A 25,221-nucleotide genomic window follows, 5' to 3' on the forward strand; every position below is an offset into this window, starting at 1 on the left:
CAGCATATATGAAACCCTGTCTTTCCGACAGGGTTTCTTTTTTTGTGTTAATTGGTTAGTTTCGGACAAATGAACAAATACTTAACAACCTTCATAAGCCGAATTGAGGAGCTGCAATCTCAGGGAGACCGGTATTTCCCGTCCGGAATTTTCCCTGCTTTTCGGGTAAATAAATTGATTGGCTACAAGCGGCCGGATACGACCATTTTTTTTTCGGCCATCAGTGCTTTTACGCTGCAATCACTTCGCGGAAAACAGGAAAAGTATATTCAGGACAAAATAGATGAGGTTTGTGAGCGGGTTATTTCCAACTACCCGGATTTTCAAAATAAAGACGGCCTGAAAACCTACAATTTCTGGAAAACCAAACCTTCCAGGCATTTCCCGAACGGATATATTTTTCGCAGGTATGAGCATTTTCGCATTCCGGACGACATTGATGATACTGCGTTTGTATATCTGACAACCAATCCCACTCAGGAAGAACTGCAATGGCTGAAAGATAAACTGGCATTACACGCAAACGGCTCTAAACAATGGATTCGGAATACTTATCCTGAATACCGCTCACTGCCTGCTTATTCGACTTGGTTCGGGAAAAATATGTATATCGAGTTCGATGTCAGTGTGCTTTGTAATATGCTGTATTGTATTTGTAAGTACGAGCTTCCGATTAATCGCCATGATGAGGCGAGTTTGCAGTACATCCGTTCTGTCATAGAAACCGATCGATATCTCACTGTACCTTTCCGTTGTGCGCATCAGTATCCGCGAACTGCACTCATTATCTATCATGTAAGCCGCTTTTTGGCGGAATTTGATCCTGAGTTGCTTTCAGGCGTAAAAAAGAAATTGATTACAGACACGATTGGTCTTTTAGAAAAAACAGAAAGTAAAATGGACCGGGTTATTTTGTCCATTTCGCTCATGCGGTTTGGGATAAAACCAGAACGGATTCCGGTAGAATCTTTTACGAAAGATGATTTTAAAGGGTTTTATTTTTTTATAGCGGGCCTGCTAACTGCCTACGAAAATCCTTTACTTTATCGTCTTTCCAATAGTCCGCTGGTTCACATGCATTGGATTTGTGAAGCGCATTGCTGGGTCTTACTTTTTGAATACGAAACATTATGGAATGGATTGAGCAATAATTAATGTGTTCTATCTAAGCTCAATAACGAAGTCACTATGTCAGAACAGGCGATATCTTTAAGGGTAAAACAAATTATTGTTGAGAAATATGATGTTAAAACTTTCGTATTTGAACGAACAGATGGACTGCCTTTGAATTACCAGGCAGGTCAGTTTTTAACATTTCTGATTGATAGATATGGTCACATCATCCGCAGATCCTATTCAATGAGTTCTGCACCGGGCGTTGATGCCTTTCCTGCCATTACAGTTAAACGTGTTTCAAATGGGGAAATTTCCAGATTCTGGCTGGATCACGTAAGGGTTGGCGATGTATTTCAGTCTTTGGAACCATCCGGCAGATTTGTTCTGGATGATATTGACGCAATACCCAGGGACATTGTTTTGATAGGAGCGGGCAGCGGCATTACACCCCTATTTTCAATATTGAAACAGGTATTGAAAGATGAACAGGAAAGCATCGTGACGTTAATTTATGCTAACCGGAACGAAAATCATGCACTGTTTAACGATCAGATTTCAGATTTAAATAAACGATATCCAACCCGTTTGAAAGTAATTCACATTCACAGCCAGCCTGGCGATGACTGGAACGGAATACGTGGCAGGATTAACAATACGCGTCTGGAGCAATTGGTTTCCAAATCTCTAAACTTTCCAGGAGCAGACGCCCGTTTTTTCATCTGCGGTCCTTTTGAACTGATGCGATCTGTGGAAATCACGCTGCACTATATGGGTTTTGGTTCGGAGCAAATCAGGAAAGAAAACTTTGTTATTGACAAATTGCCGCCACCTCCACCCATTTCAAACCCGCATACGATCAATCTCAGTTTTCGTGGAACAGAACACCGATTGCTGGTTCCTGCACACACCACGATTTTGGATGCCGCATTACAAACCGGTATTCAGCTTCCATATAGCTGCAAGGGCGGAAGGTGTGCTACTTGCGCCGCAATATGTACCAGTGGCTCATTGCACATGAGTTTCAATGAAGTGCTGACAGATAGAGATCTTGCCGAAGGTTGGATACTTACCTGTGCGTCTTATGTAGACGGGGACGATGTATCTATTGAAATAAAATAAAACAGTAGGTGTTGGCGTAAAGCCAACACCTACGGACATTACGCCAACAGTTTTTTGCAACACAAAAAAGGCGCACGAAGATAAACTTCGTACGCCACATTAAGGGTTTTAGGAATAGCTGTTATAAGCGGAATGGGTTTTATTCTTAATCAGGGTTTTGTACCAAAGCTGAATTGAGAACAAGCTGCGCCTCAGGGAAATAATGCACAACCCGTGGGTGGGTGTACGGAATTTCCTGTTTGATGGCGCCTCCTATCAAATGCGTTCCCGGATAGTTACGAACCATGGTTCTTTTGTTTCGGAACACATCATATTTTCTCAAACATTCCCAGGCAAATTCCAGGTGTGATTCTTCCAGTACTACATCAAGAGCCGTTGCGTAGCCCATCATGTTAGTAGCTGAGTAAAGCTGGTTGCCGGTAAGTCCTGCCCGTTTACGTATAAGATTTACATCTTCCAGTGCTTCAGCAGTTTTTCCGGTTTTAGCATTGGCTTCCGCACGTATCAGATACATTTCTGCCAGTCGGAAAAATACAGGCGAACTTAGCATCGAATAGCCTTCCTGATAAGAAAATTTGCTCACGTAGTATTTCGGATATCCGTTACGTGTGGCTAGCACCGGATTGCCGGCAGCGTCCGTTTTGTTGGAACCATCTGCATTCTTTTCGTAAACCGGAATAACGTAACTTCTGCGGACATCATTTGTAAACTTATTGACCAGGTTCCGGTAGCTTTCCGAAGCATACATTTCTCCCCAGCCTTCGCCGTCGGACAAATACATTGCACCAATGGCAGAGTATCCGCGATTGTCTTTAATGGTGTGGCGAACTGCGAAAATGGTTTCCGAATTCGACTCAGGAACGGTGGTGTAATACTTAGGCAAATTGGCGGTGCTCAAAAGTGTATACCTATTGGAGTCAATCACCTTATTGGCATATTCAATTGCCTTTGCGTTGTTTTCCATATAGAGATATATGCGGCTCAACATAGCGTAAGCCACCTCTTTGGAAGCAAAGTTGTTGTTTTTGGCAACCGTCATTAGGCTGATCGATTTTTCCAGATCCTGGATAATCGAGGTATACACGTCTTTTACTGAACTGCGAGGCGTATTTGGAGCCGTTACCGTTCCTGTTGCCAGAATAATTCCCGGTGAAGCGCCACCATCAATTGCGTAAGGACGCGCAAAAATATTGGCGACGTTGAAATGAAGGAAAGCACGCAGGAAGTAGTTTTCCCCCAGCACCTGATTAAGATCCGCCGACTGTCCTTCTTTCAGCAATTCTATAATTACATTACAACCATAAATCGCCTGGTACGACTTAGCGTAGAAATTGGTTGTTAGTGCACTGGTTTTGATATGATTGTAATTGTATGAAAAGTACAGCGGATCGGACGTCGTACCGCTCAGCGACACATTGTCGGACGGATACTCAGCCATCATGTGATAGGACCGGATGTAGTTTCCGTCTTTCAGCATGGCATAGTTACCAAGTGTTGCCGCTTTCAATCCCTCGGGTGTGTTTACAACCTGAGTGGATGTTAACCCGTCGAATGGTGTAATGGTGAGTTGTTCAGAGCAACCTGTTAACAGAGACGCTCCCACTAAAACGGAGCAGATAAGTGATTTATAATTGCGTTTCATAATTTGATTTCGATTTTAGAAGTTGAGATTGATACCAAACATGAGTTTTTTACTGCTTGGATAGCGCGAACTTGAAGTACCGTCGTTCAAGTCAACCTCTGGGTCAACACCTGAAAATTTGGTCCATGTGATCAGGTTATCTGCACTTGCGAATACTTCCAGACCGCCAATGTTGTACCGCTGTAAAATGCTTGTCGGGATACTGTAAGTCAGGCGTATGTTGCGCAATCTCAGGTAGCTTCCGTCTTCCAGATATCTCGAAGAAGTTTTGTTTGAGTTTCTGTTTCCGTTAACAACAGCTTTCGGGTGCGTTGCAATATCACCAGGTTTTTCCCAGCGTGACCAGCCATCCTGCAACATCATTTTGTTGTAAGTAGGATAGGCACCATCATCATCAAACAGCTCTCTGTTGTAGATGTAAACTTTATTACCCGATACGAAAGTCAGGAAACCGGAAAGGCTGAATCCCGCATATTTAAATGTATTGGTAATACCGCCTGAGAATTTAGGATTACGTGTTCCAACATAAACACGTGTAGCGTTGTTATAAACGTTGGTTGTAGTTTCTGTAACCGAACCATCAGTTCCTTTCGTCTGCAAAAGCCAAAGCGGATCGCCTGTTGCAGGGTCAACACCTTTCCATTCACGCATGAACCAGGATCCAAGTTCATGACCCACTTCAATACGCTGGTTGCCGCTTTCAATCGGTTCGTTTTTGTTAAGGGCAATAACCTTGTTTCTGTTTACAGAGAAGTTTAAGCTCGTTTCCCAGTTGAAGTCCCCGCGTAGGTTTTTAGTAGTAAGTTCAAGGTCAATTCCTTTGTTACGTACAGATCCGATGTTTTGTATTTGGGTTGTAAAACCTGTAACAGCTTCCAGAGGTACATTTTGCAGTACATCTTTGTTTAAACGGTTGTACAAATCCACAACAAGGTCGATGCGGTTGAAGAAACCAATGTTAATACCGGCATCAAACGTGTGTGCTTTTTCCCATGTAAGGTTTGGATTGGCTTTTCTTGCAGGAAAACCAGCCGGTAGTCCGGAATACTGAGCGTTGAAGTCATACAAATCCTGCGCTACGAAATCGCCGATGTTTGCATTTCCTGTAACGCCATAACTTGTACGGACTTTAAACAAATGTATCTTGTCTTTAAAGCTTGTAAAAAAGTCTTCACTCGAAATGTTCCAGGCAGCTCCCAAAGAATAGAAATTTCCGTAACGGTTGTCTTTTCCAAAACGTGAAGAACCATCACGTCTGAATGAACCTGTTACGAAATATTTGTTTTGCAAGTCGTAGTCAACATTGACGAACGCAGATGCAAAAGCATTTTTGTTTTTGTAACCTGTTAGTGAAGTTGGTGTTGCAGTTACACTCAGAATATCAAGTGATGGGAAAATACCTTGTCCGATTCCGCCCATTCCATCTGTTTTGTTTTGCTGAAATTCAACTCCCAGAATACCTGTAATGTTATGAACACCAAATGATTTTGAAGCATTCAAAAGGTTGGATGTGATAAAGCTGTTGGTGAATTCGTAGGTATTGGTAAGTGAACCGTTGTACGATTTTCCGTTTGGCGTTCTTGCATCTACATTGGATTCTGCACGGGTGTTACCAATAGTATATCTGTTGGAGGTAGAAAGCGTCAACCAGTCAAGAATGGAGTATTCCAGTCTCAGATCTCCCATAATATTTGATCCCCGCTGCTGATTGAAGTTGTATTGGTTGTTAAACAGAAAGTTACTTCTGTCACGACCATACCAGCCTGTTGTATTGGCATCTACATACTTAATCGTTCCATCCTCATTTCTTGGGCTGTCCCACGGCAGGTTTATATATCCCTGGTAGAGATAGCCCTGGTCGTTCTGGCGGTTATTGAAAAACGTATTGACACGTGCTGTGACTTTAAGTTTAGAGTTGATATCGTGTTCGATATTAGCCCGGAAGTTTACATTTTCATACCCTGTTTTAAGAATAATACCCTGTTCATTGTAATAACTTCCACCCAGATAGAACTTGGTACGGTCGTTTCCGCCGGATAATGAAAGAGCATGATTGTTGGTTATACCGTTCCGGAAAGTCTGATCAAGCCAATTGTTATTTCCTGGGGTAGCCGGCATAAATCTTGATTGATAACCAGCGTATGCTGTCGGGAAATTGTTCGCAGTGAGATACGCATTAATCTGACTTTCAGTTGGGTTAGGGGTAGTGCCGCTCAACTGTGTGATGTAGTTGGTACGTTTGGTGTTGTAATCGTTTTGGTACATTCCATTTGTGAAATCATACAATTGCTGCCCGTTCATCACCTCAAAATTTCCATTCATTACTTTACTTACACCAGTTGATCCGCTGTAAGAAACCTTCGTCTTTCCTGATCTTCCACTTTTCGTAGTAACAACCACAACACCATTGGAAGCGCGCGATCCATAGAGCCCTGTTGCCGCTGCATCTTTCAGAATAGAAATGGACGCAATGTCAGCAGGGTTGGCGGTTCCGCCAATCAGTCCGTCAATCACATACAGTGGTTCGGCTCCCGCTGTGATTGAACCCGTACCGCGAATACGTACCGCTGGTTCCGTTCCTGGTGCTCCGCTGGCGCTGGACACAACAACACCCGCCGCACGCCCTTGTAGCATGGTTGCAGTGTTGTTACTGGTGATGGTTTGTAATTCCGATCCTTTTATAACCGATACAGAACTTACCAATTCCGATTTAGAGCGGCTTGAATATCCGACCACAACAACCTCGTCCAGGCTGGAAACGTCTTCCTGCAAAGTGATCGTGATATTGGTTTGATTATCTACGGCAATAGTCTGGCTTTTAAAGCCAATGAAGCTGGCTACCAATACATCGGAAGGGCTATTAGAGTTGATACTGAAATTTCCTTCCGCATCTGTCTGCGTTCCTACATTTGTTCCTTTGATTAAAATATTAACACCTATCAAAGGTTCTCCTTTTCCATCAATTACTTTTCCTTTCACAGGAACGGCGAGAATGCTGGCAAAACTGCCTGCCGGTGTAGCGCGGGATAGCGACGGATACATACATAATGTGGAGATCCACAAAATGGCAGTAATTCGACAGTTAATTGGGATAAATTTGCTTTTCATAGAGTTTATTGGTGGAATAGATTAGATTGGTGGAATATTATTCTTCGAAAATTGGTATTTGTAAAATTAAATCTAATTTTTATAAAAACAACTAAGTTTGAATAAAAGTGTTCGAGCACGCAATGTGATATCTAATTGGTGTTCGAGCACACTAAAACTTGAAATAGTGGCGAAAGCTATGTATTATTTTTTATAATTATATAAATAGTGCTAAAAAATATTTGGATAATGATTGTAAAATATCAGATACAAAAGGGTATTTTTTGTGTCTGATGTCTTTATAATTGTACTACTTTTGGAGATTTAGGGGATGTTTCCCGAAACATAAAGCGCTTATTGGGTGAAAAAGAAAATAATCCGGATCAAGGATATTGCAGAAAGGGCAGGAACGTCGAAAGGGACTGTCGACCGGGTGTTGCATAACAGGGGCAGAGTTGCTGACGATGTACGCGAGAGGATATTAGAAATTATAAAGGAGCTTAACTACGAGCCAAACCGCATTGCGCAGTCTCTCAAGTCACAACGGACGTACAATATTGCAGCACTTATTCCAGACCCGAATGAAGATTCCTACTGGGAGGCACCACTAAAAGGCATAGAAAAGGCAGAGAAGGAACTGAGGCAATACGGGATCAATATTACACGGTACATTTTTACGCCTCACGACGAACATTCGTTCAACGCGAAGGCAAACGAAGCAACCCGTGAAAACCCGGATGGTGTTCTCATTGCTCCCATTTTTTACAAGGAGGCTTTGCCATTTTTCAAAAACTGGAAGAGTCTCAATATACCATACGTGTTGTTTAACACGCAGATAGAAAGCGTAGAACCGCTTTGCTACATTGGGCAGGATTCATACCGAAGCGGCTCGCTTGCCGCCAAAATTTTAAGCTTCGGCTTGCCAGAACCTTGTACTTTGCTGGTATTACACATCAATGAAGACATTCCAAATTCTGCGCACTTGATCACGAAAGAAGAAGGATTCCGGAACTTCTTCAAGCAAAATGGCAGAGCAGAGCGTTATAAGGTAGTCAGTAAGGATATCAATTTCTACGAGGGCGGTGTCATCGATGGTCATCTGGATGCTATCATCAAAAAAGAATCCGGAATTGCCGCCATATATGTTACCAATTCCAAGGCATTTGAAGTAGCGGCCTATCTTGAAAAACTTGGCAGAAAAGACATTAAACTGATCGGTTACGATTTGCTTGCTCCGAATCTGGACTACCTCAACAAAGAAACCATTCATTTTTTGATCAATCAGAATCCGCTCGGGCAGGGTTACTGGGGTATACACCAGTTGGCCAATCACCTCATATTTAAGCAGGAAGTGGCCCCAATAAAATTCCTTCCACTTGATATTATCACGAAGGAAAATCTGGATTATTATCTTGATCCGGCTTAATAACCTTCAATTGGGTCTGAAATAACCTAACAAAAAAACTGCCATTGACTTTTGAAAAGCTAATGGCAGTTTTTTTGTGTTTCAATTTCGGTTAATCTTAAAACTCACCAAACTGGCTGTACATTTCTTTTAATTTAGGCTCGGTCTCTTTGGCTCTGATGTCTTTTCGCAGGGATGTAACTCCCTGAATGTCGGTTAGCAGGCCGAGTACCTGAAACGCTCCAAACCTGACAAAATACGCTGGATTGTTACGGGCAATACCTTCCAGAACCGGAATACTTTGTCGTTGGACATCCTGTTTGGATTTGATGAGATACTTTCCAAAAACCTGTAAAAAGTTGTATTTGTCGGTCGGTTTCATCCGCTTCATTTTGTCGAGAAACCAGTTGTAACGTTCCGGTTCAGCCAAACCTGCGTAATAGTTGCCGACAGAAGTAACGATGGCATCATTGGGTGAATCCTCAAATCGGGCCGATATTTCCTTGGCGTCAGAAGGTTGTCCCATCAGATACTTCTCAATTGCTACAGATACCACCTGATAGGAGCTGTCTTCCAGCGCCTGACGGTAAATACTGTCGCTGTTATTGTCGCCGTAAGAGGCAAGGGTAATGATGGCTTCCGAACGCACCTGTGGATGAGGATCGAGGCGGGCTCTGTCTTGAATAATTTTTTCCACATTTACGAATCCTTCTCCTTCATATTCTGAGAAGTTAGAAATGGCCATTTGTCGGAGTTTCCAGAACGGGTCGTTCATTGCCCGGATCAGTACACCGCGGGCCGTAGTGTCCGCCAACTTCCCTTCCAGTTGCGCGAGTGCCTCATATTTTGGCAGAAAATCGTCGCTATTTGTATATTGAAAAGCCATTTCATTACGTTGCTTTTCATGTTCTATAAGCCCCAAAAGCTGAGATTCAGCATCAAACAGAACCAGATCAGGCTTTTTGGCAGCGGGAAACTCAAATGTTTGGTTTGTTTTGTCAAGAACGATGTCATATCTGTTCTTCTTGCCTGCTACCCAAACGTCCACTTTCAGCGGTAAACGGTAGATGGTGGACGCAAGCGTATCCTGAGTCTGTTTCACTTTCAGAATTACCTTGTTGGAAGCGAATTGCTGATCAACTTTTATTTGTGGATGCCCCGGTCTGTGAAACCATTGATCAAAAAACCAGTTCAGATCTTCGCCGGTTACTTTTTCAAATGACATACGCAGGTGGTCAATCTCTGCGGTACCAAAGGCGTGATGTGTGAGATAATGCTTTAATGAGGCAAAAAATGCGTCGTCGCCGGTGTATTTACGCAGCATATGCAGTATCCTGCCACCTTTTGCGTAGGAATGGCTGTCGAACATGTTTTCGGCATCTTTATAAAAATACCGGATCATAGGTTCCTTTTTGGTTTCCGCTTCACCGAGATATTGCTTCATCTCCTGAAGATTTCCCCAATCAGCTTCATTTTTTCCGTTATTGTATTCGCTCCATAAATATTCGGCATAGTTCGCAAACGACTCATTGAGCGGCAGCTGTCCCCATTCTTCACAGGTTACATAGTTACCAAACCATTGATGCGCCAGTTCATGGGCAATAACAGCATCTGAATTTCCGTCTATTAAAGAGCGGGTGTCATTCTGAACTGATTCTTCATGCGTGGTAGCCGTCGTATTTTCCATTGCACCAGCTACAAAGTCTCTCACGACAACCTGTGCGTATTTTTCCCACGGAAATTCAATTCCGAACATGTTAGAGAAGAAACCGATCATTTCAGGCGTGCGGCCAAATATGGCATGGGCGTCGCCGCCATATTGAGGTTCCACATAATAGCTGAGTTCCATGCCGTTTGGCATCATATCCTTCGCCACGGCGAATTCACCTACGGCCATCATGACCAGATAGGGGGCATGCGGCAGGCTCTGTTTCCAGTGATCTGTACGTAATCCTTTTTTATTTTCCTGATCTACAAGCAGCCCGTTGGACAGTGTTTTGTAAGTACTATCTACGGTAATGAAAATATCCTGCGTGAATTTTTGGTTGGGTGCGTCAATGGTTGGGAACCAGCAAGAGCTGCCCTCCGTCTCACCATGTGTCCAAACTTGTTTTGGTTTGCCTTCGTCCATGCCATCAGCATTGATAAAGTAAAGACCTTTGTCGGATGGGTGGTCGCCGGGTTGGTCGCGCAAAATATCATTCGGGCGCGCGACGTAGGTTATTCTTACAAAACCTTCGTCGTGTTTTGTATAGTTTTTACCCAGTTTGATGTTAAGCTTCCGCTTGTCGTACGTGTACTCCAGCTTTTTAAGAACCCGCTTATTAACGTCGGCAGTGGAGGCCGAGCCGTAATCTGCAAGGCTATCCAACAGTACCACTTCCTTAATATCAAATCCCTTTGCATCCAGTTCCAGTGTATTTTGTGGATAAAAGTGTGGAGAGAATCTGATGATGGCGGTTGCCGGGACCTGTTGCCGCTGCCAATCAAAACTTACATCGAGTCTTGTGTAAAGAATGTTGTTTTTTATTGTTCTTTCCGGACGGTAGGGGCCTTTTGGGGAAATCATTCCGGGAACTCTTCTGTACAGCGTATCTGGAAGGCTGGTGTGCGCGTATGCCTCAGGCCCAGGAGCCACGCATAACATTATTATTCCAAAAATTGCACGGATGCTGTTCTTTATAAAACTGTAACTCATTTTAAGGGTCATAACCTTTTCGGGTTTGGACGTAAAGTTGAAGCTGTTCAAATTCAATCAGTTTAAGTTTTAGCTACTAAACCCTTGCAGACAAGCCTGTTTCTGCCGCTCTTCTTGCCGGGATGTAAGATACTGCCAGGGTTATGATAACGATTATAGCACCAGTGAAGAATATGTCTCCCCAAATTAATTTAACAGGGTAGGCATCCACCAGTGAACTTGCCATACCCATCGAAACCAGTCCGTATTTCATCTGCAACCAGCAAAGCCCCGTTCCGGATATAAGCCCTGCCAGTGCTCCCGTAAATGCAACAATAGCACCTTCTGCAAGAAAAATATTTCTTATCAGTGAAGGTGTTGCACCCAATGCGTATAACATCGAAACATCTTTTTTCTTTTCAATGGCAAGCATACTGAGCGAGAAAAAAATGTTGATAGCCGCCACCATAATAATAAGTGATAACGTAACCGCTACGAACAGCTTTTCTATACGTATCGCCCTTAACAAATCAGCGTTTAACGAATCCCGGTCTTTCACTACAAAATCCTTGCCGAGCTTTTGCCCAAGTGCTTTGCTTACCTTCTGTTCTGAATATCCTGGTTCAGTCTGGATTTCAAGCGCAGAACGTTGTCCCTGATATTGCATGAGGGATTCCACAATAGCCAGTGGAGCTATAATGTAATCGTCGTAGCGCGTTTCTATGAAAAACACACCTCCCGGTCTGATCGGTATCTGATTAAAGGCATCCGGCGAAGTCAGATTCAGCGTTTTGGTGCCTGAATTGGGATAAAGCAGTTCAATAGGAGTCAGTATCTCGGCAAGAGAAATAGACAAAGCATTGCGAACACCTTCAGCTACGATGGCATATGGCGTTCCATTGGATCCATATAACCTTAAAGAGCCCTCAATCAGTGCAGAATCGAGTTGACCACGTTTGGTAAAACTACTGTCAACGCCTTTGATCCTGATAATGGTTTGCTGATTGCCATAACGAGCCAATGCGTTGTCCTCTATCACCTGGGTAATCACTTTAACGCCGTCGACTGCCTTTATAACATTTAAGAGAGAGTCGGGGACAGCAAAGCGCTTTCCTTCAAAAGGCATAATTTTGACATCCGAATCGAAGGTCTTGAAAATTTGTCTGTTAAGATCCTCCATGCCGTTGAACACAGAAAGCACAACAACCATAGCCATCGTTCCTACACCTACACCTGCCATGGCAATGCGGGCGATGAGACTGATAAAACTGCGTTTGCTGCGTGAAAAGAAGTATCTTTTTGCTATCCGGTAAGAGAGATCCATTGTCAGATTTTAGTCAGCTCAATTAGATTCTTCGTCGTCGTCCGGAGATGCAGGAGGAATTACCAGATCGGAAAACAGAAGATCCATTTTCGCCGCGTACTCCGCCGTATCATCGATGTAAAATTGTAAATGAGGTACAATCCTTAACTGGTGTCGAACTCTGTCGGCAAGCTTCTGGCGAAGGAATTTTGTATTTTCCCGAATCGTTTCCAGAAGAAAATTCTTGTTTTTATCAGGTAAAAAACTCAGATATGCTCTCGCTATTCCAAGATCAGGTGTGACCCTCACCGCAGTAATTGTTACGAACGAGCCGCTTGTTATATGCTGTGCGTCTTTCTGGAAAATTTCACCCAGATCTTTCTGAATCTGTCTCCCTACCTTTTGCTGTCTTTTTGATTCCATTTCTTGCTATACGGATTTGCTGTTTGAGTGAAATTTGCTTTTGCGAATTCTTACTTTCAACCTTTTACCCGCCATTTCATATTTAAATAACCACAAATATCCATACTTATTTTGTTTTTGTAGAACCCGGCGTTGTAATTTCGTGAAAGTTATTCTGACAGGATACATAACCAACACATTTCTTGCTAAGTTTTTTCAGAGTTAATGCAAAGTATCAGATCATCAGTCTGGTGGTTTTTTTTCTTTTGCTACGTCTTCCTTTTTTCCTTGGCGGAGCGCCTTTGCTCATCCCGGAGCATAGCTGGATGCTGGTAGGGGAACAAATGCAGCACGGTTTTATGCTCTATCGTGATGTATGGGATAATGTAAGCCCGTTTTCCGGTTTGGTATACTGGCTGTTGGACTCACTCTTCGGGCGTCAGCAATGGGTGTATCAGCTTGCGGCCGTTGCGGTGTCGCTGGTTCAGATCCTGTACTTTAATTATGTGATTTATGCCAGAGAGGTTTTTCCGGAGAGGACATTTATACCGGGCGCGATTTATGCCTTATTTTTAAATATCTCCTTTGATCTTGGCACGTTGTCGCCCATGCTAATGGCGAATACGTTCTTATTATTTGCCTTTGGTTCTATTGTTAAAATACTGGTGAGGCGTGAAGTTACGAATCAGGTTTTTGAAATGGGGATTTACATTGGTATAGCAACGCTATTCTACTTGCCTGCATCCCTGTTCATGATCTGGGCGTTTCTTGCTTTGTTATTTTATACAGGATCCACCATTCGTCATCATTTGCTCGGGTTGTTTGGTTCTGTATTTCCGCTGTTAATGGTCGTTTTGTTTTTTTATATGAACGACGGTGTTGAGAGTCTGAACCGCAACCTGCTCACTTCGGTCTTTCAGGTAAAGCAATATAACCTCAATGATTTTTCATCCTTGCTGGCTTCACTTTTGCTTCCTCTTGGCTTTGGGATTATGGGTTTCATGCGCATTTTTACAACATTACGGTTTGTCAATTATCAGACCAGAATTCAGCAGGTGATGGCTTTGTGGTTCATTGTGGCTGTATTCAGTATACCGCTTATGCAGTACCTGGCGCCCATGCAGTTTGTTATTTTCATACCACCCTCGGCGTTTTTTGCAACGCATTACTTTCAGAGTTTTAAAAAGAAAAGTATTGCAGATGAGGTGCAGTTTATGCTCATGGGAGCAATTATAGTTCTGATACAGTACCAGGGTTTAAGGGGAGTGTTACCGGGGGTGTCAATGGGGAAACTGGAAAACCTGCGTGTAAAGCCGGCGGCTCTTCCGGGCGAAATCCAGAATAAGCGCATACTGGTTTTGGGACAACATTCGGGCGAATATGTAAATAATTTTACCGCGACACCTTATCTCAATTGGGATCTGGCAAGTTACGATTTAATGAATCTGGACAATTTTGACAGTGTAATACATGTCTACGACAATTTCCAGAAGGACCCGCCCGATTTCGTGATAGACAAGTCCAACATCATGCCCAAGCTACTGAACCGGGTACCTGCCCTTAAAAGGCAATACGTACCCAGTCCATGGAAAGGAATTTACGAGCGAAAGCTCTGATCAGCAGGCAATTTTGTCAACACGAGTTTGATGGCGTCCACCTTCAAATTCTGTGCTCAGGAAAGCTTGAATACTGGCCAGTGCGTTTTCCAGTTCAATAAATCTTACAGGCAGGCATATCACGTTGGCGTCGTTGTGCTGCCTTGCCAATGGTGCAAGTGGTAAATCCCAAACCAGTGCTGCACGAATACCCTGATGCTTGTTAGCAGTAATACAAACGCCTTGTCCGCTACCACACAAAAGCACTCCTTTTTCGTATTCTCCGCTTTCCACACCACTTGCCACAGGATGTGCGAAATCAGCATAGTCTGCTGAATTTTCACTGTATGTTCCAAAGTCTTTTACTTCGAAACCGTTGGCAGTGAGCCAGTTTATTACAGGCTCCTTGTATGGAAACCCTGCGTGATCCGAACCAATAGCAATTTTTCTCATTACTTTTTTGTTAATTGTAACCCTTAGGATAAGGCGGTATAATGGATTTATGAATTTTGCTTTACATGCTTATGCTGCTGTAAAGTTAGTATTATCTGTTCAACAACTAAATTGACTTTTACGATTATGAGTGAAGAAATAAAACCAACAGAAGGTGAATTAATTGACGTATCTCTTCTCAATCCGGCAGTTCCGGAAGATGAAAAAAGAATTAAGGAAGCATTTGAAGACAGAAACTGGAGTGAAATAAAAAGTGCAGACTCCTGGGTCATTTTTAAAGTAATGGCAGAATTTGTCGAAGGATTTGACAAAATGGCTAAAATTGGTCCATGTGTATCCTTGTTTGGTTCCGCGCGCACGTTACCCGATAATCCTTACTACAAAACTGCGGAAGAAATAGCGGCTAAACTGGTGCGCCATGGTTACGGAGTCATCACAGGTGGTGGTCCCGGTATTATGGAGGCTGGTAACAAAGGAGCTTTTGAGCAGGGAGGAAAATCAGTAGGGCTTAACATCAAACTGCCGTTTGAACAACATAGCAACATTTATATAGATCCGGACAAGAACATCAATTTTGATTTTTTCTTTGTTCGGAAGGTGATGTTTGTAAAATACTCTCAGGGTTTTATCGTGATGCCCGGCGGTTTTGGTACGCTCGACGAACTCTTTGAAGCAATGACTCTAATCCAAACTAAAAAAATCGGGCGTTTCCCTATTGTTTTAGTAGGAAGCTCTTATTGGTCCGGACTATTGGACTGGATTAAAACAACGATGCTCACTGAAAAAAATATTAACGCAGAAGATCTGAAACTCATTAGCATCGTAGATACACCCGATGAAGCAGTGAAGGTTATTGATAACTTCTATTCGAAGTATTTGTTGAAACCGAATTTTTAGAGATTATTGATTTTAGGAGAAGGGCGATTTGTTATCTGTTAAGAATTGATAACAAGTCGCCCTTTTTGTGAAATAAAGAGTCTGGTGCGTCACACTTTTACCTTCACTGAGGTGATTTTGATAATTATCAAAGGAATTTAATCTGGCAATTTAGATTTTTGCCCAACACTCTAACTATGTAAGCAAAGTGAAAGGTAAAATATCAGTCCTCATTGTTTTATTGATTTTTTTTAAAACTGCTGGCGCTTTGGTCGCTCAAAGCGCTTCTGACTACGAGAGGAAGTTTAAGGAATTTTCAAAGGCGGGATTTGACTCTCTAGAGGCGAACCATTTACTTAATAATTATTTCAGCTTGTTGACACCCTTTAATCAGGTAAATCAGTTGGCAATGGGCATGAAAGGAGAAAAATGGCAGCAATTTCCACTTGAAAGTTTCAAAAGTAACGTTGTTTATTTGGAGCATATAGATAACCTGATAGACTCTCCTGTACCTGATGTGCGTTTGCTTGGTTACCTGACTATTGCTTCAACCGGAGATAAGACCAAGAATGCCAGGTTAAGTGAAAAGTTGAAGACAGAACTTTCTCCCAATTGTTCATTGTGGCTTGGAATGACATTGATGTCGCTTGGGTTTGATCGGACGTCAAGTCTTTTTCCCTGGATGGTGAAAAATAATGTTGAGGCAGGTGGTTATTTGTTTCCGATGTTCACTAGTCTCTCTGCCGACTCTCTGAGGGAAACCGCATACCAATTTGTAGAGAGTGATGACTGGAATGAACGGGTTTATGCCATTCAGTTATTAATCAATACCAAGTATTCTCAGAATACGGATAAGATATTAAGGAATGCAATCAGTACCTGGCCCCTTCATTTGAAGGGTTATGCGATTGTTCCGGCACAAAAGCTTCAGCTAGGTAACATGCTACCGTTGTTAACGCCTTTGCTGGATAGTTCCCGTACCAGGAGAGCATCATTACAGGCTTTGGCAGATAGTCCAACAGAGGCTGATAGGGAATTTGTTATTAATCTTAGTAATCAAAGTACATCTGACAAGGACGTAATGGCCTCATTGCAAAGTTCGAGGTACCCAGGAATGGTTAAACATTGGGTGTTGAAGCTGGAAAATGACGAAGTGCCTTCTGATTATTACTTTTCCGTATATCAGGATACCCTTTTAAAATCGAACGAGCTTTTGCCAGCTGTACACAAATGCTTACGCAACGCACAGAATCCTAAGATTGTAAGTGGTCTGTTACCAGTTCTTAATGGAAGAACTGATGTCTCTTCCCAAAAAATATTATTAAATCTAATACGGAGCACTAATAGTTCGGTAAGGGCAAGTGCAAGTAATGCTCTGGTAGGCACCTGCACCGATAGTTTAAAAAGGGTTTTACCCCAAGTTGCCAGAGATTCTTCTTTGTGCACGCCATTTACTTTTGATTTACTTATCGGGTGTGGATTGGATACCTTGCAAAACACTGCGGACTATATTTATGGCTCAGAGGTTGAGTATGCCATACAGTTAAATGCTTTAAAATATTTAACAACCTTTCCTGAGAAAAGGCATTTGACTCTTTTTAGAACCCTAATAAATCATGAGGATGATGATGGTTACATGATTAAACGAATGCTTGCGAAAGGACTTGCGCAGCTGAATGATTTGGCATCCGTGGAAAGTATTATCAAGGTGAGTGAAAAGGAGCGCAAAGGTTCGGACTGGAATTCGATTTCTTACATTGAGGCATTGAGTAGGCTTAAGGTAGATGCATCCAAAGTGTATATTTCCTCTTTCCTGTCAAGCAAAGAGGAGGATGTTAAAAAAATGGTAACTAAAATTATAGATTCCTGGTAGATACAGATTCAAAACGTCAAATAGGGCGCCAGCTTCTCAATGGTTCCTGCATCCAGAACTCTCACTTTTTTGAGATCCTCCAGTGAATTATAATTACCGTGTTGCGCACGGTAGTTGATGATAACTGCGGCGAGTTTTTTATTGCGAAGATAGGAGTGACTGCTTAGTTCTTCAATTGTGGCGGTGTTCACATTGATTTTTTTAGTCGGGCTGTTCACCTTTGCATATTTGTTTAACTCCGACAAAGCCAAAGAATCCAGTCCATAGATCTCCGAATACTGGCTTGTTGAATGAAATCCGCCCAATCCGTCCCGGAACTTTAAAATCCGAAGAGATAATTTACTTCCAATCCCTTTCAGTATTACGAGCTGTGTTGTATCCGCAGTATTGATGTCAAACGAAGCGATTACCGGTTTGGTGTAAGGTTTTCGTTCATTTATAAAAGGCCGGTTTGTAGCTTTTTCGGCAATATTGGCGTTGCTTTTTTCAGCAAAGGATTTATCGGGAGTAGCGGGAAGTGTAATGTAAGGTTCCAACGTCTTGTACACATCAGCAGGAAAATCGTAAATGTGAAGCAGATCTTCTTTCTTTCTGAATTTGCCACCTTTGCTTCGGTATTTATCAATCCTTTTAGCCAGGAATGGAGGAATTCCTAGTTCTGTAAGTTCGTCCACCGTTGCCTGGTTCGGATCAAAAGAGAATAGTCTGGCAGGTTTTGTCGGTTTTTTGCTGGAAGAAGATTCTTTAAAATTGTTCTCCGTATAACTCTTTGGGGTAGCTTCTTCAATCTCAGCAACTATGCTATCCAGTTTTTGAATATTAGCAGACTGGTCCGTAGCCGGAAGTGGAAAGTGTGGCAAAATCCATCGTCTGAAAACAAAGGGCGTCCAGATTAGGAAGAACAGGATAATCATCAAAACCAATGTACCTCTTGCCTCTTTTCGTGATATACCAAAGAAGTCTTGTAACTGACTAATAATGCGCTGGATCATCTTGTCTAAGGTTTTTACAATCAAAAACTTAGACGGGGGAAAGCTAAATTGGTTTCCAGATTTTTAGAGAGGAATTTTTAGAGATCAGGTCAAAGTCACTATCGTTGTGACAGAGCTCAATGTCAAAGTGGATGGCGTAATAAGCAATCAAGCAATCGTTGGCTTTGCGAATTGTCAACCCTTTTTTTCTTAGAGAGCGATATAGTTTGGCTGCTTCAATCGATACAAGATAAGGATCTAAAGTTAAAGGGATTAGTGCTTTGAAGCCATCTACGGTATTCGTGAAATCTCTGTCGATTCTGGTTCCTTGCAATAATTCTTGTAAAATGGTGGGGCAATAACATACTTCATTAGACAGGAGAGATTCATCAAGCAGATCTGTCTGAGCAGACTTCACGCCATTCTTATAATCCACCCATACAGATGTATCAAATAGTCGGTAAGTCATAAGTTCTCATTTGCTCTAAATCGCCTTCCCAACCGCCTATACCTCTCATATCTCTTAGTTTTTGACGATGTTTAGAATTGATCAGTTCGGTTAAAGCAAAATCAATAATTTCCTTCTTTGTCCGAAGATTTTTATCAAGATCTCTTATTTGATCGATTTTGGCTTCATCGATTTCAACATTCGTTCTCATGATTTTCAATTTATATACACACAAATATACAAATTTCATACACATTCATATTCATTGCGGTCAAATTGTCTAATTTTGCCAACTCTTTAAATTTGAGAGCCGGAATAACGATTTTAGTCCTTTTTTAGATAAATAAATTTAAGTAAAGTAAATAATGAGCCAGGTACCTGCAACCTCTTTACAAGACATTATCGGGCATGCAAAAGAATACGGATTTGTATTCCCTTCTTCCGAAATATATGATGGATTACAAGCTGTTTATGACTACGGTCAAAATGGTGTTGAGCTAAAAAATAATCTTAAAGCGGCATGGTGGAAGGCCATGACGCAACTGAACGACAACATCGTTGGTATTGATGCGGCCATATTCATGCATCCGCTTACGTGGAAAGCATCTGGTCACGTCGACGGATTCAATGATCCGATGATCGATAACAAAGATTCCAAAAAACGTTACCGTGCCGATCAGTTACTGGAAGGAAAGGCGGAGCAGTACGAAAAAGATGGCGATCCTGAAAAGGCAAAAGCATTGCTGGCAGAAATGGGACGTTTACTGAGTGCCGAAGATTTGGCAGGAGTGCGTGAGCTCATTATTTCTGAGAATATAAAATGTGCTGTATCCGGAACTACAAATTGGACAGAAGTTCGCCAGTTTAACCTGATGTTCAGCACGCAGGTGGGTTCTGTTGCAGAGGATTCAAGTATGATCTATTTACGTCCGGAAACTGCGCAGGGGATTTTTGTTAACTTCCTGAATGTACAAAAAAGCGGACGTATGAAGGTGCCGTTTGGCATCGCTCAAATCGGTAAGGCTTTCAGAAATGAAATCGTTGCGCGTCAGTTCATTTTCCGTATGCGTGAATTTGAACAAATGGAAATGCAGTTTTTCATTCGCCCTGGTACTGAAATGACCTGGTACGAATCATGGAAAGAAACCCGTATGAAGTTCCACAAAGCGATCGGTCTTCCTGCGGAAAAATTGAAGTTTCATGATCATGATAAACTTGCGCACTATGCCAACGCAGCCGTTGACATTGAGTATGAGTTCCCTTTTGGTTTCCGTGAAATGGAAGGTATTCATTCCCGTACTGATTTTGACCTGAAAAATCACCAGGAACTGTCTAAAAAGAAGCAGCAATATTTTGATTCTGAATTAGATGAAAATGGTAAGCCTTACGGAAATTACATACCGTATGTTGTTGAAACATCTGTTGGAGCTGATCGCCTTTTCCTTGCTACGTTCTGTAACGCATATACAGTTGAAACAGTAGGAGAGGGAGAAAATGAAAAGCAGCGTACGTATTTGAAGTTGCATCCGGCACTCGCTCCTTTCAAAGTAGCTGTACTTCCTTTGGTTAAAAAGGACGGTTTAGCTGAAAAAGCACAGGTTATTGCCAATTCCCTTAAATCGGCATTCCGTACTACATATGATGATGGCGCAGCGATTGGAAAGCGTTATACCCGTCAGGATTTGATAGGAACACCTTTCTGCGTTGTGGTTGATTATCAAACGATGGAGGACGATACTGTTACAATTCGTCACCGCGACTCAATGGAGCAGGAGCGTGTTGCTATCAGCGAACTTAAAGAGAAGATTGGATATCAGGTTGCAATTGAGCGTATTCTGGAAGCTATCTGATTTGAAACGAACAGTCGTTAAAAATGAAAGGCCTCGCAATTTGCGAGGCCTTTCATTTTTAATTCTATTAAGTTATTGCTTAGGCAAGCTTAACATTAACCGCGTTAAGTCCTTTTTTACCTTCCTGAAGGTCAAAAGTTACATCGTCATTTTCGCGAACGTCGTCAAGCAGACCTGAGATATGTACGAAATAATCTACTCCTGTTTCTGTGTCTTTAATGAACCCGTATCCTTTTGAGTCATTGAAGAATTTTACTGTTCCTTGATTCATATTAATTATTACATTATAAAATTTTAACAAAGGTACGGATTATGTCGCTAGATACCCAACTTTTTATTTAACCCATCATTTTAGAAGGTATTTATAATTGCCAAACTCGCTGTGTTTTGTCCAAACATATTTTTTTCGTTTCGGTCAATCTGCCTACCTTTGCGTTTTAGATAGCATTTACATGACAGAACAGATTCTGATTTTAGATTTTGGCTCCCAGTACACGCAATTAATCGCGCGTCGGATTCGTGAGCTTAATGTTTATTGTGAAATACATCCTTACAATAATTTCCCCGAACTTACTCCAAATATCAAGGGAGTAATCCTATCAGGAAGTCCCTGCTCGGTACGTGACGAAGATTCTCCAAGAATTGATTTTGATAAATTCCGGAAAGTAGTACCGGTTCTTGGCGTGTGTTACGGAGCTCAATTAATGGCCAGTACACTTGGCGGAGAAGTGAAAGCTTCACAGCACAGAGAATATGGACGGGCTCACCTCAAAATTGACGATGTAGATTCTTCTTTGTTGGTTGGTTTGTCAACATCTTCACAAGTGTGGATGTCACATGGCGACACCATTGTAAGCATTCCGGACAATTTCCGTGTTATCGCTTCAACGGAATCAGTTCATGTTGCGGCATTCAAGTTGGAGGATGAACTTACCTATGGTATTCAGTTTCACCCGGAAGTAACGCACTCAACAGAAGGTAAAAAGCTGATGCACAACTTCGTTGTTGGTATTTGCGGCTGCACCCAAAGCTGGACTTCCGATTCTTTTGTGGAGGAATCTGTTCGTCACTTGCGCCAGAAACTTGGAGATGATAAAGTGGTTATGGCATTGTCAGGCGGTGTTGATTCGACTGTTGCCGCTATATTGGTTCACCAGGCAATTGGCAAAAATCTGTATTGTATTTTTGTTGATAATGGTCTGCTTCGGAAGGATGAATTTGAAGAAGTTCTTCATTCTTATCAGAATATGGGGCTTAATATTAAAGGTGTCGATTCAAAAGATCACTTCTATAAATCACTGGACGGACTTTCTGAACCGGAAGCTAAACGTAAGGCGATTGGAAAATCTTTCATAGATATATTTGATCAGGAAGCACATCTGATTGAAGACGTAAAATGGCTTGGACAGGGAACGATTTATCCGGATGTGATTGAATCAGTTTCAGTTAAAGGCCCGTCTGCTACCATCAAGTCTCACCATAATGTAGGCGGTTTGCCCGACTTTATGAAGCTGAAAGTGGTTGAACCGCTTAACACTTTATTCAAGGATGAAGTGCGAGCTGTTGGACGTTCTCTAGGTATCTCTGAAAAAATCCTTGAACGTCATCCTTTCCCGGGACCTGGATTGGCAATTCGTATTTTGGGAGAAATAACTCCTGAAAAAGTGGATATTCTTCAACAGGTTGATGCCATTTTTATCGGAGGGCTGAAAAAATGGAACTTGTATAAGGAAGTTTGGCAGGCAGGTGTGATGCTTTTACCTGTGAAAAGTGTAGGTGTGATGGGCGATGAGCGTACTTACGAAAGTGTGGTTGCGTTAAGAGCTGTGACATCTGTGGATGGTATGACTGCCGACTGGGCACATTTACCATACGACTTTTTAGCTGAGGTTTCCAATGATATTATCAATAAAGTGAAGGGTGTTAACAGAGTTGTCTACGACATCTCTTCTAAACCGCCGGCAACAATTGAGTGGGAATAGTACTCGTTATATGAGTCTAAACAAGAAAAAGCGGATTCTCGTCCGCTTTTTCTTGTTATATAATGCTGTTACCTGCGTCAGGATCGCCCGACTCCACGGCTTATCAAACTCAATACGAATAGAACAAGGAATACAAAGAACAATATCTTAGCAATTCCTGCTGCACCGGCAGCGATTCCACCAAAACCAAGTACCCCGGCAATGATGGCAACGATTAGAAATATTACTGTCCATCTAAGCATAATTGACAAAAGTTTATATGATGTGTTAATAAATATCTGATCAGGTAATTACCAATTGTGTGCCAATCCGATTTGTTCGCATGTTGGCTCGCAATTATAGAATAGTTTTATGAAAATCGATTAAAGTCATATTTTTTGTGGAGAATGATGCCCAAAATATCCTAATAGTCGTGTTCAATAAAAAGTCACCTAAGGTGATATGTGTTGGGAACAATTAATAGTACTGATTTCTTTAACCCAAAATTTCTGAGGAAACAGTCTGCTGCCATTTTACAGAAATTTTACAATGATTTAAAAAGAAGTATAATGAAAAAACTGCTTTCCTTTTTTGTTGTAGCTGCACTTTATAGTCTTCCGTTATCAGCTCAGTCTGATCGCTGGCAGCAACGCGCGAAGTATGAAATGAATATCGATTTTGATGCTCAGAAGCATCAATATAAGGGAACTCAGAAATTGGTCTACACCAACAACTCTCCCGATACTCTTATAAAAGTGTTCTATCATTTGTATCTGAACGCGTTTCAGCCGGGCAGCCAAATGGATGTGAGGTCCAGAACAATCGCCGATCCGGACGCCCGAGTGAAGGATCGTATTTCCAAGTTGTCTCCTTCTGAAATCGGATATGAAAAAATCCTTTCCTTAAAACAGAATGGAAAACCTTTAAAATATCAGGTGGTAGGCACCATACTGGAAGTGACGCTTGCAGACAAAATACTTCCAAAAACACAGCATACTTTCGATTTGCAGTTTGAGGCGCAGGTACCTCTGCAAATTCGCCGTACCGGAAGAAATAACAGCGAGGGTATCGACTATTCGATGGCGCAGTGGTATCCAAAAATGTGTGAATATGATTACGAAGGCTGGCATTCGAACCCATACATTGCCCGTGAGTTTCATGGGATCTGGGGTGATTTTGATGTGAAAATCACGCTTGACGCTTCCTATGTAGTAGCCGCAACAGGTTACCTTCAAAATCCTGACAAAATAGGGTACGGGTATAGCAAAAAGGATGTCAAACATAAAGCTGGTGAGAAATTAACCTGGCACTTTGTAGCTCCTGAGGTTCACGATTTCGTGTGGGCTGCTGATCCGGACTACAAGCATGACGTCGTGAAGGTAGACGATAAACTGGCTCTCCATTTCTTTTATCAGGGCGATTCTCTTTCACGCGTTTGGAAAGAAATGCAGCCAATGGCGGTTCAGGCTTTCAAGATCATGAACGAGAAATTTGGCCGTTATCCTTACAAGCAGTACTCGATTATTCAGGGAGGAGATGGTGGAATGGAATATCCGATGGCCACGCTAATTACAGGTAGACTAACCTTGCCCGCTCTTGTAAGTGTTACAGTGCATGAGTCCATTCACAGCTGGTTCCAGATGATATTGGGAACCAACGAATCGAAGTATGGCTGGATGGATGAAGGTTTCACCACCTATGCTCAAAATATAGTAATGGCGGAGCTTTTCCCTACGAAGCTGGATCCGCAGCGTGGCAGCACTGCCAGTTACAGGAGTCTTGTAAAATCAGGTTTGGAAGAGCCTTTGACAACCCATGCTGATCATTTTAATACCAACAGGGCATACAGTGTTGCCAGTTATTCCAAAGGAGCTGTGTTTTTGAATCAGTTGGGGTATATCATTGGAAAAGAAAAACTGGAAACGGGCATGAAACGATATTTCAACGAGTGGAAGTTCAAACATCCGAACCCGACTGATTTGAAAAGAATCATGGAAAAAGAATCCGGGCTTGAACTGGATTGGTACTGGGAGAATTTTGTAGGAACCACCAAAACGATTGGCTATGGTATTAAAGAAGTAGTTTCAATTGGAGGAAAAACGGACGTTGTTCTTGCACGAGAAGGTCAAATTCCCATGCCTTTGGATGTTGTGGTGAGTTATAAAGACGGCAGTCAGGAGAATTTCTATATTCCTCTGGAAATCATGCGTGGAGAAAAGTCGGAGAGTTTGTATTCAAAAACAACCCTTCTTGCTGACTGGGGCTGGACCTACCCGGAGTACACTTTCACGATTGACAAGAATCTTGCCGACATAGAAAGAATCGTTATTGATCCAAGCCAGCGAATGGCCGACATCAATCCAGATGATAATGTTTATCCTTCGTTACCGAAAGAACTTCCTAGATTGAAGGGAGAGAAGGTGCAGTAGTCAGGAAAGAATGT

General features: G+C 42.1%; 20 protein-coding genes. 9 read left to right on the plus strand and 11 right to left on the minus strand.

From position 1 onward, the window contains the following. Window positions 1-69 precede the first annotated feature (69 nt). Window positions 70-1,155 carry a hypothetical protein gene (locus LZG71_RS09870; RefSeq protein ID WP_233819883.1) on the plus strand — a complete coding sequence of 362 codons (1,086 nt, stop codon included), beginning with the start codon at window positions 70-72 and terminating at the stop codon, window positions 1,153-1,155. A 33-nt stretch (window positions 1,156-1,188) separates the two neighbouring features. Further along, window positions 1,189-2,235 carry a ferredoxin--NADP reductase gene (locus LZG71_RS09875; RefSeq protein ID WP_233819884.1) on the plus strand — a complete coding sequence of 349 codons (1,047 nt, stop codon included), beginning with the start codon at window positions 1,189-1,191 and terminating at the stop codon, window positions 2,233-2,235. Window positions 2,236-2,380: 145 nt separating this feature from the next. Here LZG71_RS09875 and LZG71_RS09880 read toward each other — a convergent pair whose 3' ends face one another. Further along, the gene (locus LZG71_RS09880) at window positions 2,381-3,877 is read right to left on the minus strand and encodes a RagB/SusD family nutrient uptake outer membrane protein (RefSeq protein ID WP_233819885.1); all 1,497 of its coding nucleotides are present in this window, start codon (window positions 3,875-3,877) and stop codon (window positions 2,381-2,383) included. A gap of 15 nt (window positions 3,878-3,892) precedes the next feature. Continuing rightward, window positions 3,893-6,985, minus strand: coding sequence for a TonB-dependent receptor (locus tag LZG71_RS09885; RefSeq protein ID WP_233819886.1), 3,093 nt, complete (start codon window positions 6,983-6,985; stop codon window positions 3,893-3,895). 340 nt (window positions 6,986-7,325) lie between these two features. Here LZG71_RS09885 and LZG71_RS09890 point away from each other — a divergent pair, with 340 nt between their 5' ends. Next, window positions 7,326-8,390 carry a substrate-binding domain-containing protein gene (locus LZG71_RS09890; protein WP_233819890.1) on the plus strand — a complete coding sequence of 355 codons (1,065 nt, stop codon included), beginning with the start codon at window positions 7,326-7,328 and terminating at the stop codon, window positions 8,388-8,390. 97 nt (window positions 8,391-8,487) lie between these two features. Here LZG71_RS09890 and LZG71_RS09895 read toward each other — a convergent pair whose 3' ends face one another. The 3 genes from LZG71_RS09895 to rbfA all read right to left on the minus strand — a co-directional run bounded on the left by LZG71_RS09895 (window position 8,488) and on the right by rbfA (window position 12,772). Further along, the gene (locus LZG71_RS09895; RefSeq protein WP_233819893.1) at window positions 8,488-11,079 is read right to left on the minus strand and encodes a M1 family metallopeptidase; all 2,592 of its coding nucleotides are present in this window, start codon (window positions 11,077-11,079) and stop codon (window positions 8,488-8,490) included. Window positions 11,080-11,143: 64 nt separating this feature from the next. Next, on the minus strand, window positions 11,144-12,370 hold the full coding sequence (locus LZG71_RS09900; protein ID WP_233819897.1) for an FtsX-like permease family protein: 1,227 nt from the start codon (window positions 12,368-12,370) through the stop codon (window positions 11,144-11,146). Window positions 12,371-12,388: 18 nt separating this feature from the next. After that, window positions 12,389-12,772, minus strand: a complete 384-nt coding sequence (gene rbfA / locus LZG71_RS09905) for a 30S ribosome-binding factor RbfA (RefSeq protein WP_233819899.1) — start codon at window positions 12,770-12,772, stop codon at window positions 12,389-12,391. A gap of 182 nt (window positions 12,773-12,954) precedes the next feature. On the opposite strand from rbfA, the gene LZG71_RS09910 reads away from it, so the two are divergent. Further along, on the plus strand, window positions 12,955-14,367 hold the full coding sequence (locus tag LZG71_RS09910) for a hypothetical protein (protein ID WP_233819900.1): 1,413 nt from the start codon (window positions 12,955-12,957) through the stop codon (window positions 14,365-14,367). On the opposite strand, the gene rpiB is transcribed toward LZG71_RS09910, so the two are convergent. Then, window positions 14,368-14,799, minus strand: coding sequence for a ribose 5-phosphate isomerase B (gene rpiB, locus LZG71_RS09915; RefSeq protein WP_233819901.1), 432 nt, complete (start codon window positions 14,797-14,799; stop codon window positions 14,368-14,370). A 126-nt stretch (window positions 14,800-14,925) separates the two neighbouring features. Between rpiB and LZG71_RS09920 the strand changes: the two genes are divergently transcribed. Together LZG71_RS09920 and LZG71_RS09925 are read left to right on the plus strand one after the other, a co-directional pair. Beyond that, complete coding sequence (locus LZG71_RS09920; RefSeq protein ID WP_233819907.1) at window positions 14,926-15,696, plus strand: TIGR00730 family Rossman fold protein; 771 nt, start codon at window positions 14,926-14,928, stop codon at window positions 15,694-15,696. A 187-nt stretch (window positions 15,697-15,883) separates the two neighbouring features. After that, entirely contained in the window at window positions 15,884-17,548 is a 1,665-nt protein-coding gene (locus tag LZG71_RS09925; RefSeq protein WP_233819909.1) for a hypothetical protein, read from the plus strand. A gap of 8 nt (window positions 17,549-17,556) precedes the next feature. Here LZG71_RS09925 and LZG71_RS09930 read toward each other — a convergent pair whose 3' ends face one another. From LZG71_RS09930 to LZG71_RS09940, 3 genes are read right to left on the minus strand one after another with little or no spacing between them, the layout of a single operon-like run. Further along, complete coding sequence (locus LZG71_RS09930) at window positions 17,557-18,540, minus strand: helix-hairpin-helix domain-containing protein (RefSeq protein WP_233819911.1); 984 nt, start codon at window positions 18,538-18,540, stop codon at window positions 17,557-17,559. A 43-nt stretch (window positions 18,541-18,583) separates the two neighbouring features. Then, window positions 18,584-18,988 carry a PIN domain nuclease gene (locus LZG71_RS09935; protein ID WP_233819913.1) on the minus strand — a complete coding sequence of 135 codons (405 nt, stop codon included), beginning with the start codon at window positions 18,986-18,988 and terminating at the stop codon, window positions 18,584-18,586. Further along, window positions 18,969-19,178, minus strand: coding sequence for a type II toxin-antitoxin system VapB family antitoxin (locus tag LZG71_RS09940; RefSeq protein ID WP_233819916.1), 210 nt, complete (start codon window positions 19,176-19,178; stop codon window positions 18,969-18,971). The genes LZG71_RS09935 and LZG71_RS09940 overlap by 20 nt, the downstream gene beginning before the upstream one ends. A 154-nt stretch (window positions 19,179-19,332) precedes the next feature. Between LZG71_RS09940 and LZG71_RS09945 the strand changes: the two genes are divergently transcribed. Then, window positions 19,333-20,817: a glycine--tRNA ligase gene (locus tag LZG71_RS09945; protein ID WP_233819918.1), complete on the plus strand. Its 1,485-nt coding sequence runs from the start codon at window positions 19,333-19,335 to the stop codon at window positions 20,815-20,817. 79 nt (window positions 20,818-20,896) lie between these two features. Here the strand turns inward: LZG71_RS09945 and LZG71_RS09950 are convergent, their stop codons facing one another. Next, on the minus strand, window positions 20,897-21,088 hold the full coding sequence (locus tag LZG71_RS09950; RefSeq protein WP_233819920.1) for a cold-shock protein: 192 nt from the start codon (window positions 21,086-21,088) through the stop codon (window positions 20,897-20,899). A gap of 181 nt (window positions 21,089-21,269) precedes the next feature. Here LZG71_RS09950 and guaA point away from each other — a divergent pair, with 181 nt between their 5' ends. Further along, complete coding sequence (guaA, locus tag LZG71_RS09955) at window positions 21,270-22,799, plus strand: glutamine-hydrolyzing GMP synthase (protein ID WP_233819925.1); 1,530 nt, start codon at window positions 21,270-21,272, stop codon at window positions 22,797-22,799. Window positions 22,800-22,876: 77 nt separating this feature from the next. Here the strand turns inward: guaA and LZG71_RS09960 are convergent, their stop codons facing one another. Next, on the minus strand, window positions 22,877-23,041 hold the full coding sequence (locus LZG71_RS09960; protein WP_026628251.1) for a DUF1328 family protein: 165 nt from the start codon (window positions 23,039-23,041) through the stop codon (window positions 22,877-22,879). A gap of 306 nt (window positions 23,042-23,347) precedes the next feature. Here LZG71_RS09960 and LZG71_RS09965 point away from each other — a divergent pair, with 306 nt between their 5' ends. Beyond that, window positions 23,348-25,207 carry a M1 family metallopeptidase gene (locus LZG71_RS09965; protein ID WP_233819926.1) on the plus strand — a complete coding sequence of 620 codons (1,860 nt, stop codon included), beginning with the start codon at window positions 23,348-23,350 and terminating at the stop codon, window positions 25,205-25,207. Window positions 25,208-25,221: the final 14 nt, after the last annotated feature.

This window comes from Dyadobacter sp. CY312, from assembly GCF_021390535.1.
In the GTDB taxonomy this organism is placed as follows: Bacteria; Bacteroidota; Bacteroidia; order Cytophagales; family Spirosomataceae; genus Dyadobacter.

What these genes read in the sequence shown, in the direction of transcription:
- LZG71_RS09965 (WP_233819926.1), top strand. Translation starts at nt 23,348, where the DNA reads ATGAAAAAACTGCTTTCCTTTTTTGTTGTAGCTGCACTTTATAGTCTT.
- LZG71_RS09870 (WP_233819883.1), top strand. Translation starts at nt 70, where the DNA reads ATGAACAAATACTTAACAACCTTCATAAGCCGAATTGAGGAGCTGCAA.
- LZG71_RS09920 (WP_233819907.1), top strand. Translation starts at nt 14,926, where the DNA reads ATGAGTGAAGAAATAAAACCAACAGAAGGTGAATTAATTGACGTATCT.
- guaA (WP_233819925.1), top strand. Translation starts at nt 21,270, where the DNA reads ATGACAGAACAGATTCTGATTTTAGATTTTGGCTCCCAGTACACGCAA.
- LZG71_RS09930 (WP_233819911.1), bottom strand. Translation starts at nt 18,540, where the DNA reads ATGATCCAGCGCATTATTAGTCAGTTACAAGACTTCTTTGGTATATCA.
- LZG71_RS09960 (WP_026628251.1), bottom strand. Translation starts at nt 23,041, where the DNA reads ATGCTTAGATGGACAGTAATATTTCTAATCGTTGCCATCATTGCCGGG.
- LZG71_RS09945 (WP_233819918.1), top strand. Translation starts at nt 19,333, where the DNA reads ATGAGCCAGGTACCTGCAACCTCTTTACAAGACATTATCGGGCATGCA.
- LZG71_RS09895 (WP_233819893.1), bottom strand. Translation starts at nt 11,079, where the DNA reads ATGACCCTTAAAATGAGTTACAGTTTTATAAAGAACAGCATCCGTGCA.
- LZG71_RS09940 (WP_233819916.1), bottom strand. Translation starts at nt 19,178, where the DNA reads ATGAGAACGAATGTTGAAATCGATGAAGCCAAAATCGATCAAATAAGA.
- rpiB (WP_233819901.1), bottom strand. Translation starts at nt 14,799, where the DNA reads ATGAGAAAAATTGCTATTGGTTCGGATCACGCAGGGTTTCCATACAAG.
- LZG71_RS09885 (WP_233819886.1), bottom strand. Translation starts at nt 6,985, where the DNA reads ATGAAAAGCAAATTTATCCCAATTAACTGTCGAATTACTGCCATTTTG.
- LZG71_RS09875 (WP_233819884.1), top strand. Translation starts at nt 1,189, where the DNA reads ATGTCAGAACAGGCGATATCTTTAAGGGTAAAACAAATTATTGTTGAG.
- LZG71_RS09880 (WP_233819885.1), bottom strand. Translation starts at nt 3,877, where the DNA reads ATGAAACGCAATTATAAATCACTTATCTGCTCCGTTTTAGTGGGAGCG.
- LZG71_RS09950 (WP_233819920.1), bottom strand. Translation starts at nt 21,088, where the DNA reads ATGAATCAAGGAACAGTAAAATTCTTCAATGACTCAAAAGGATACGGG.
- rbfA (WP_233819899.1), bottom strand. Translation starts at nt 12,772, where the DNA reads ATGGAATCAAAAAGACAGCAAAAGGTAGGGAGACAGATTCAGAAAGAT.
- LZG71_RS09935 (WP_233819913.1), bottom strand. Translation starts at nt 18,988, where the DNA reads ATGACTTACCGACTATTTGATACATCTGTATGGGTGGATTATAAGAAT.
- LZG71_RS09900 (WP_233819897.1), bottom strand. Translation starts at nt 12,370, where the DNA reads ATGGATCTCTCTTACCGGATAGCAAAAAGATACTTCTTTTCACGCAGC.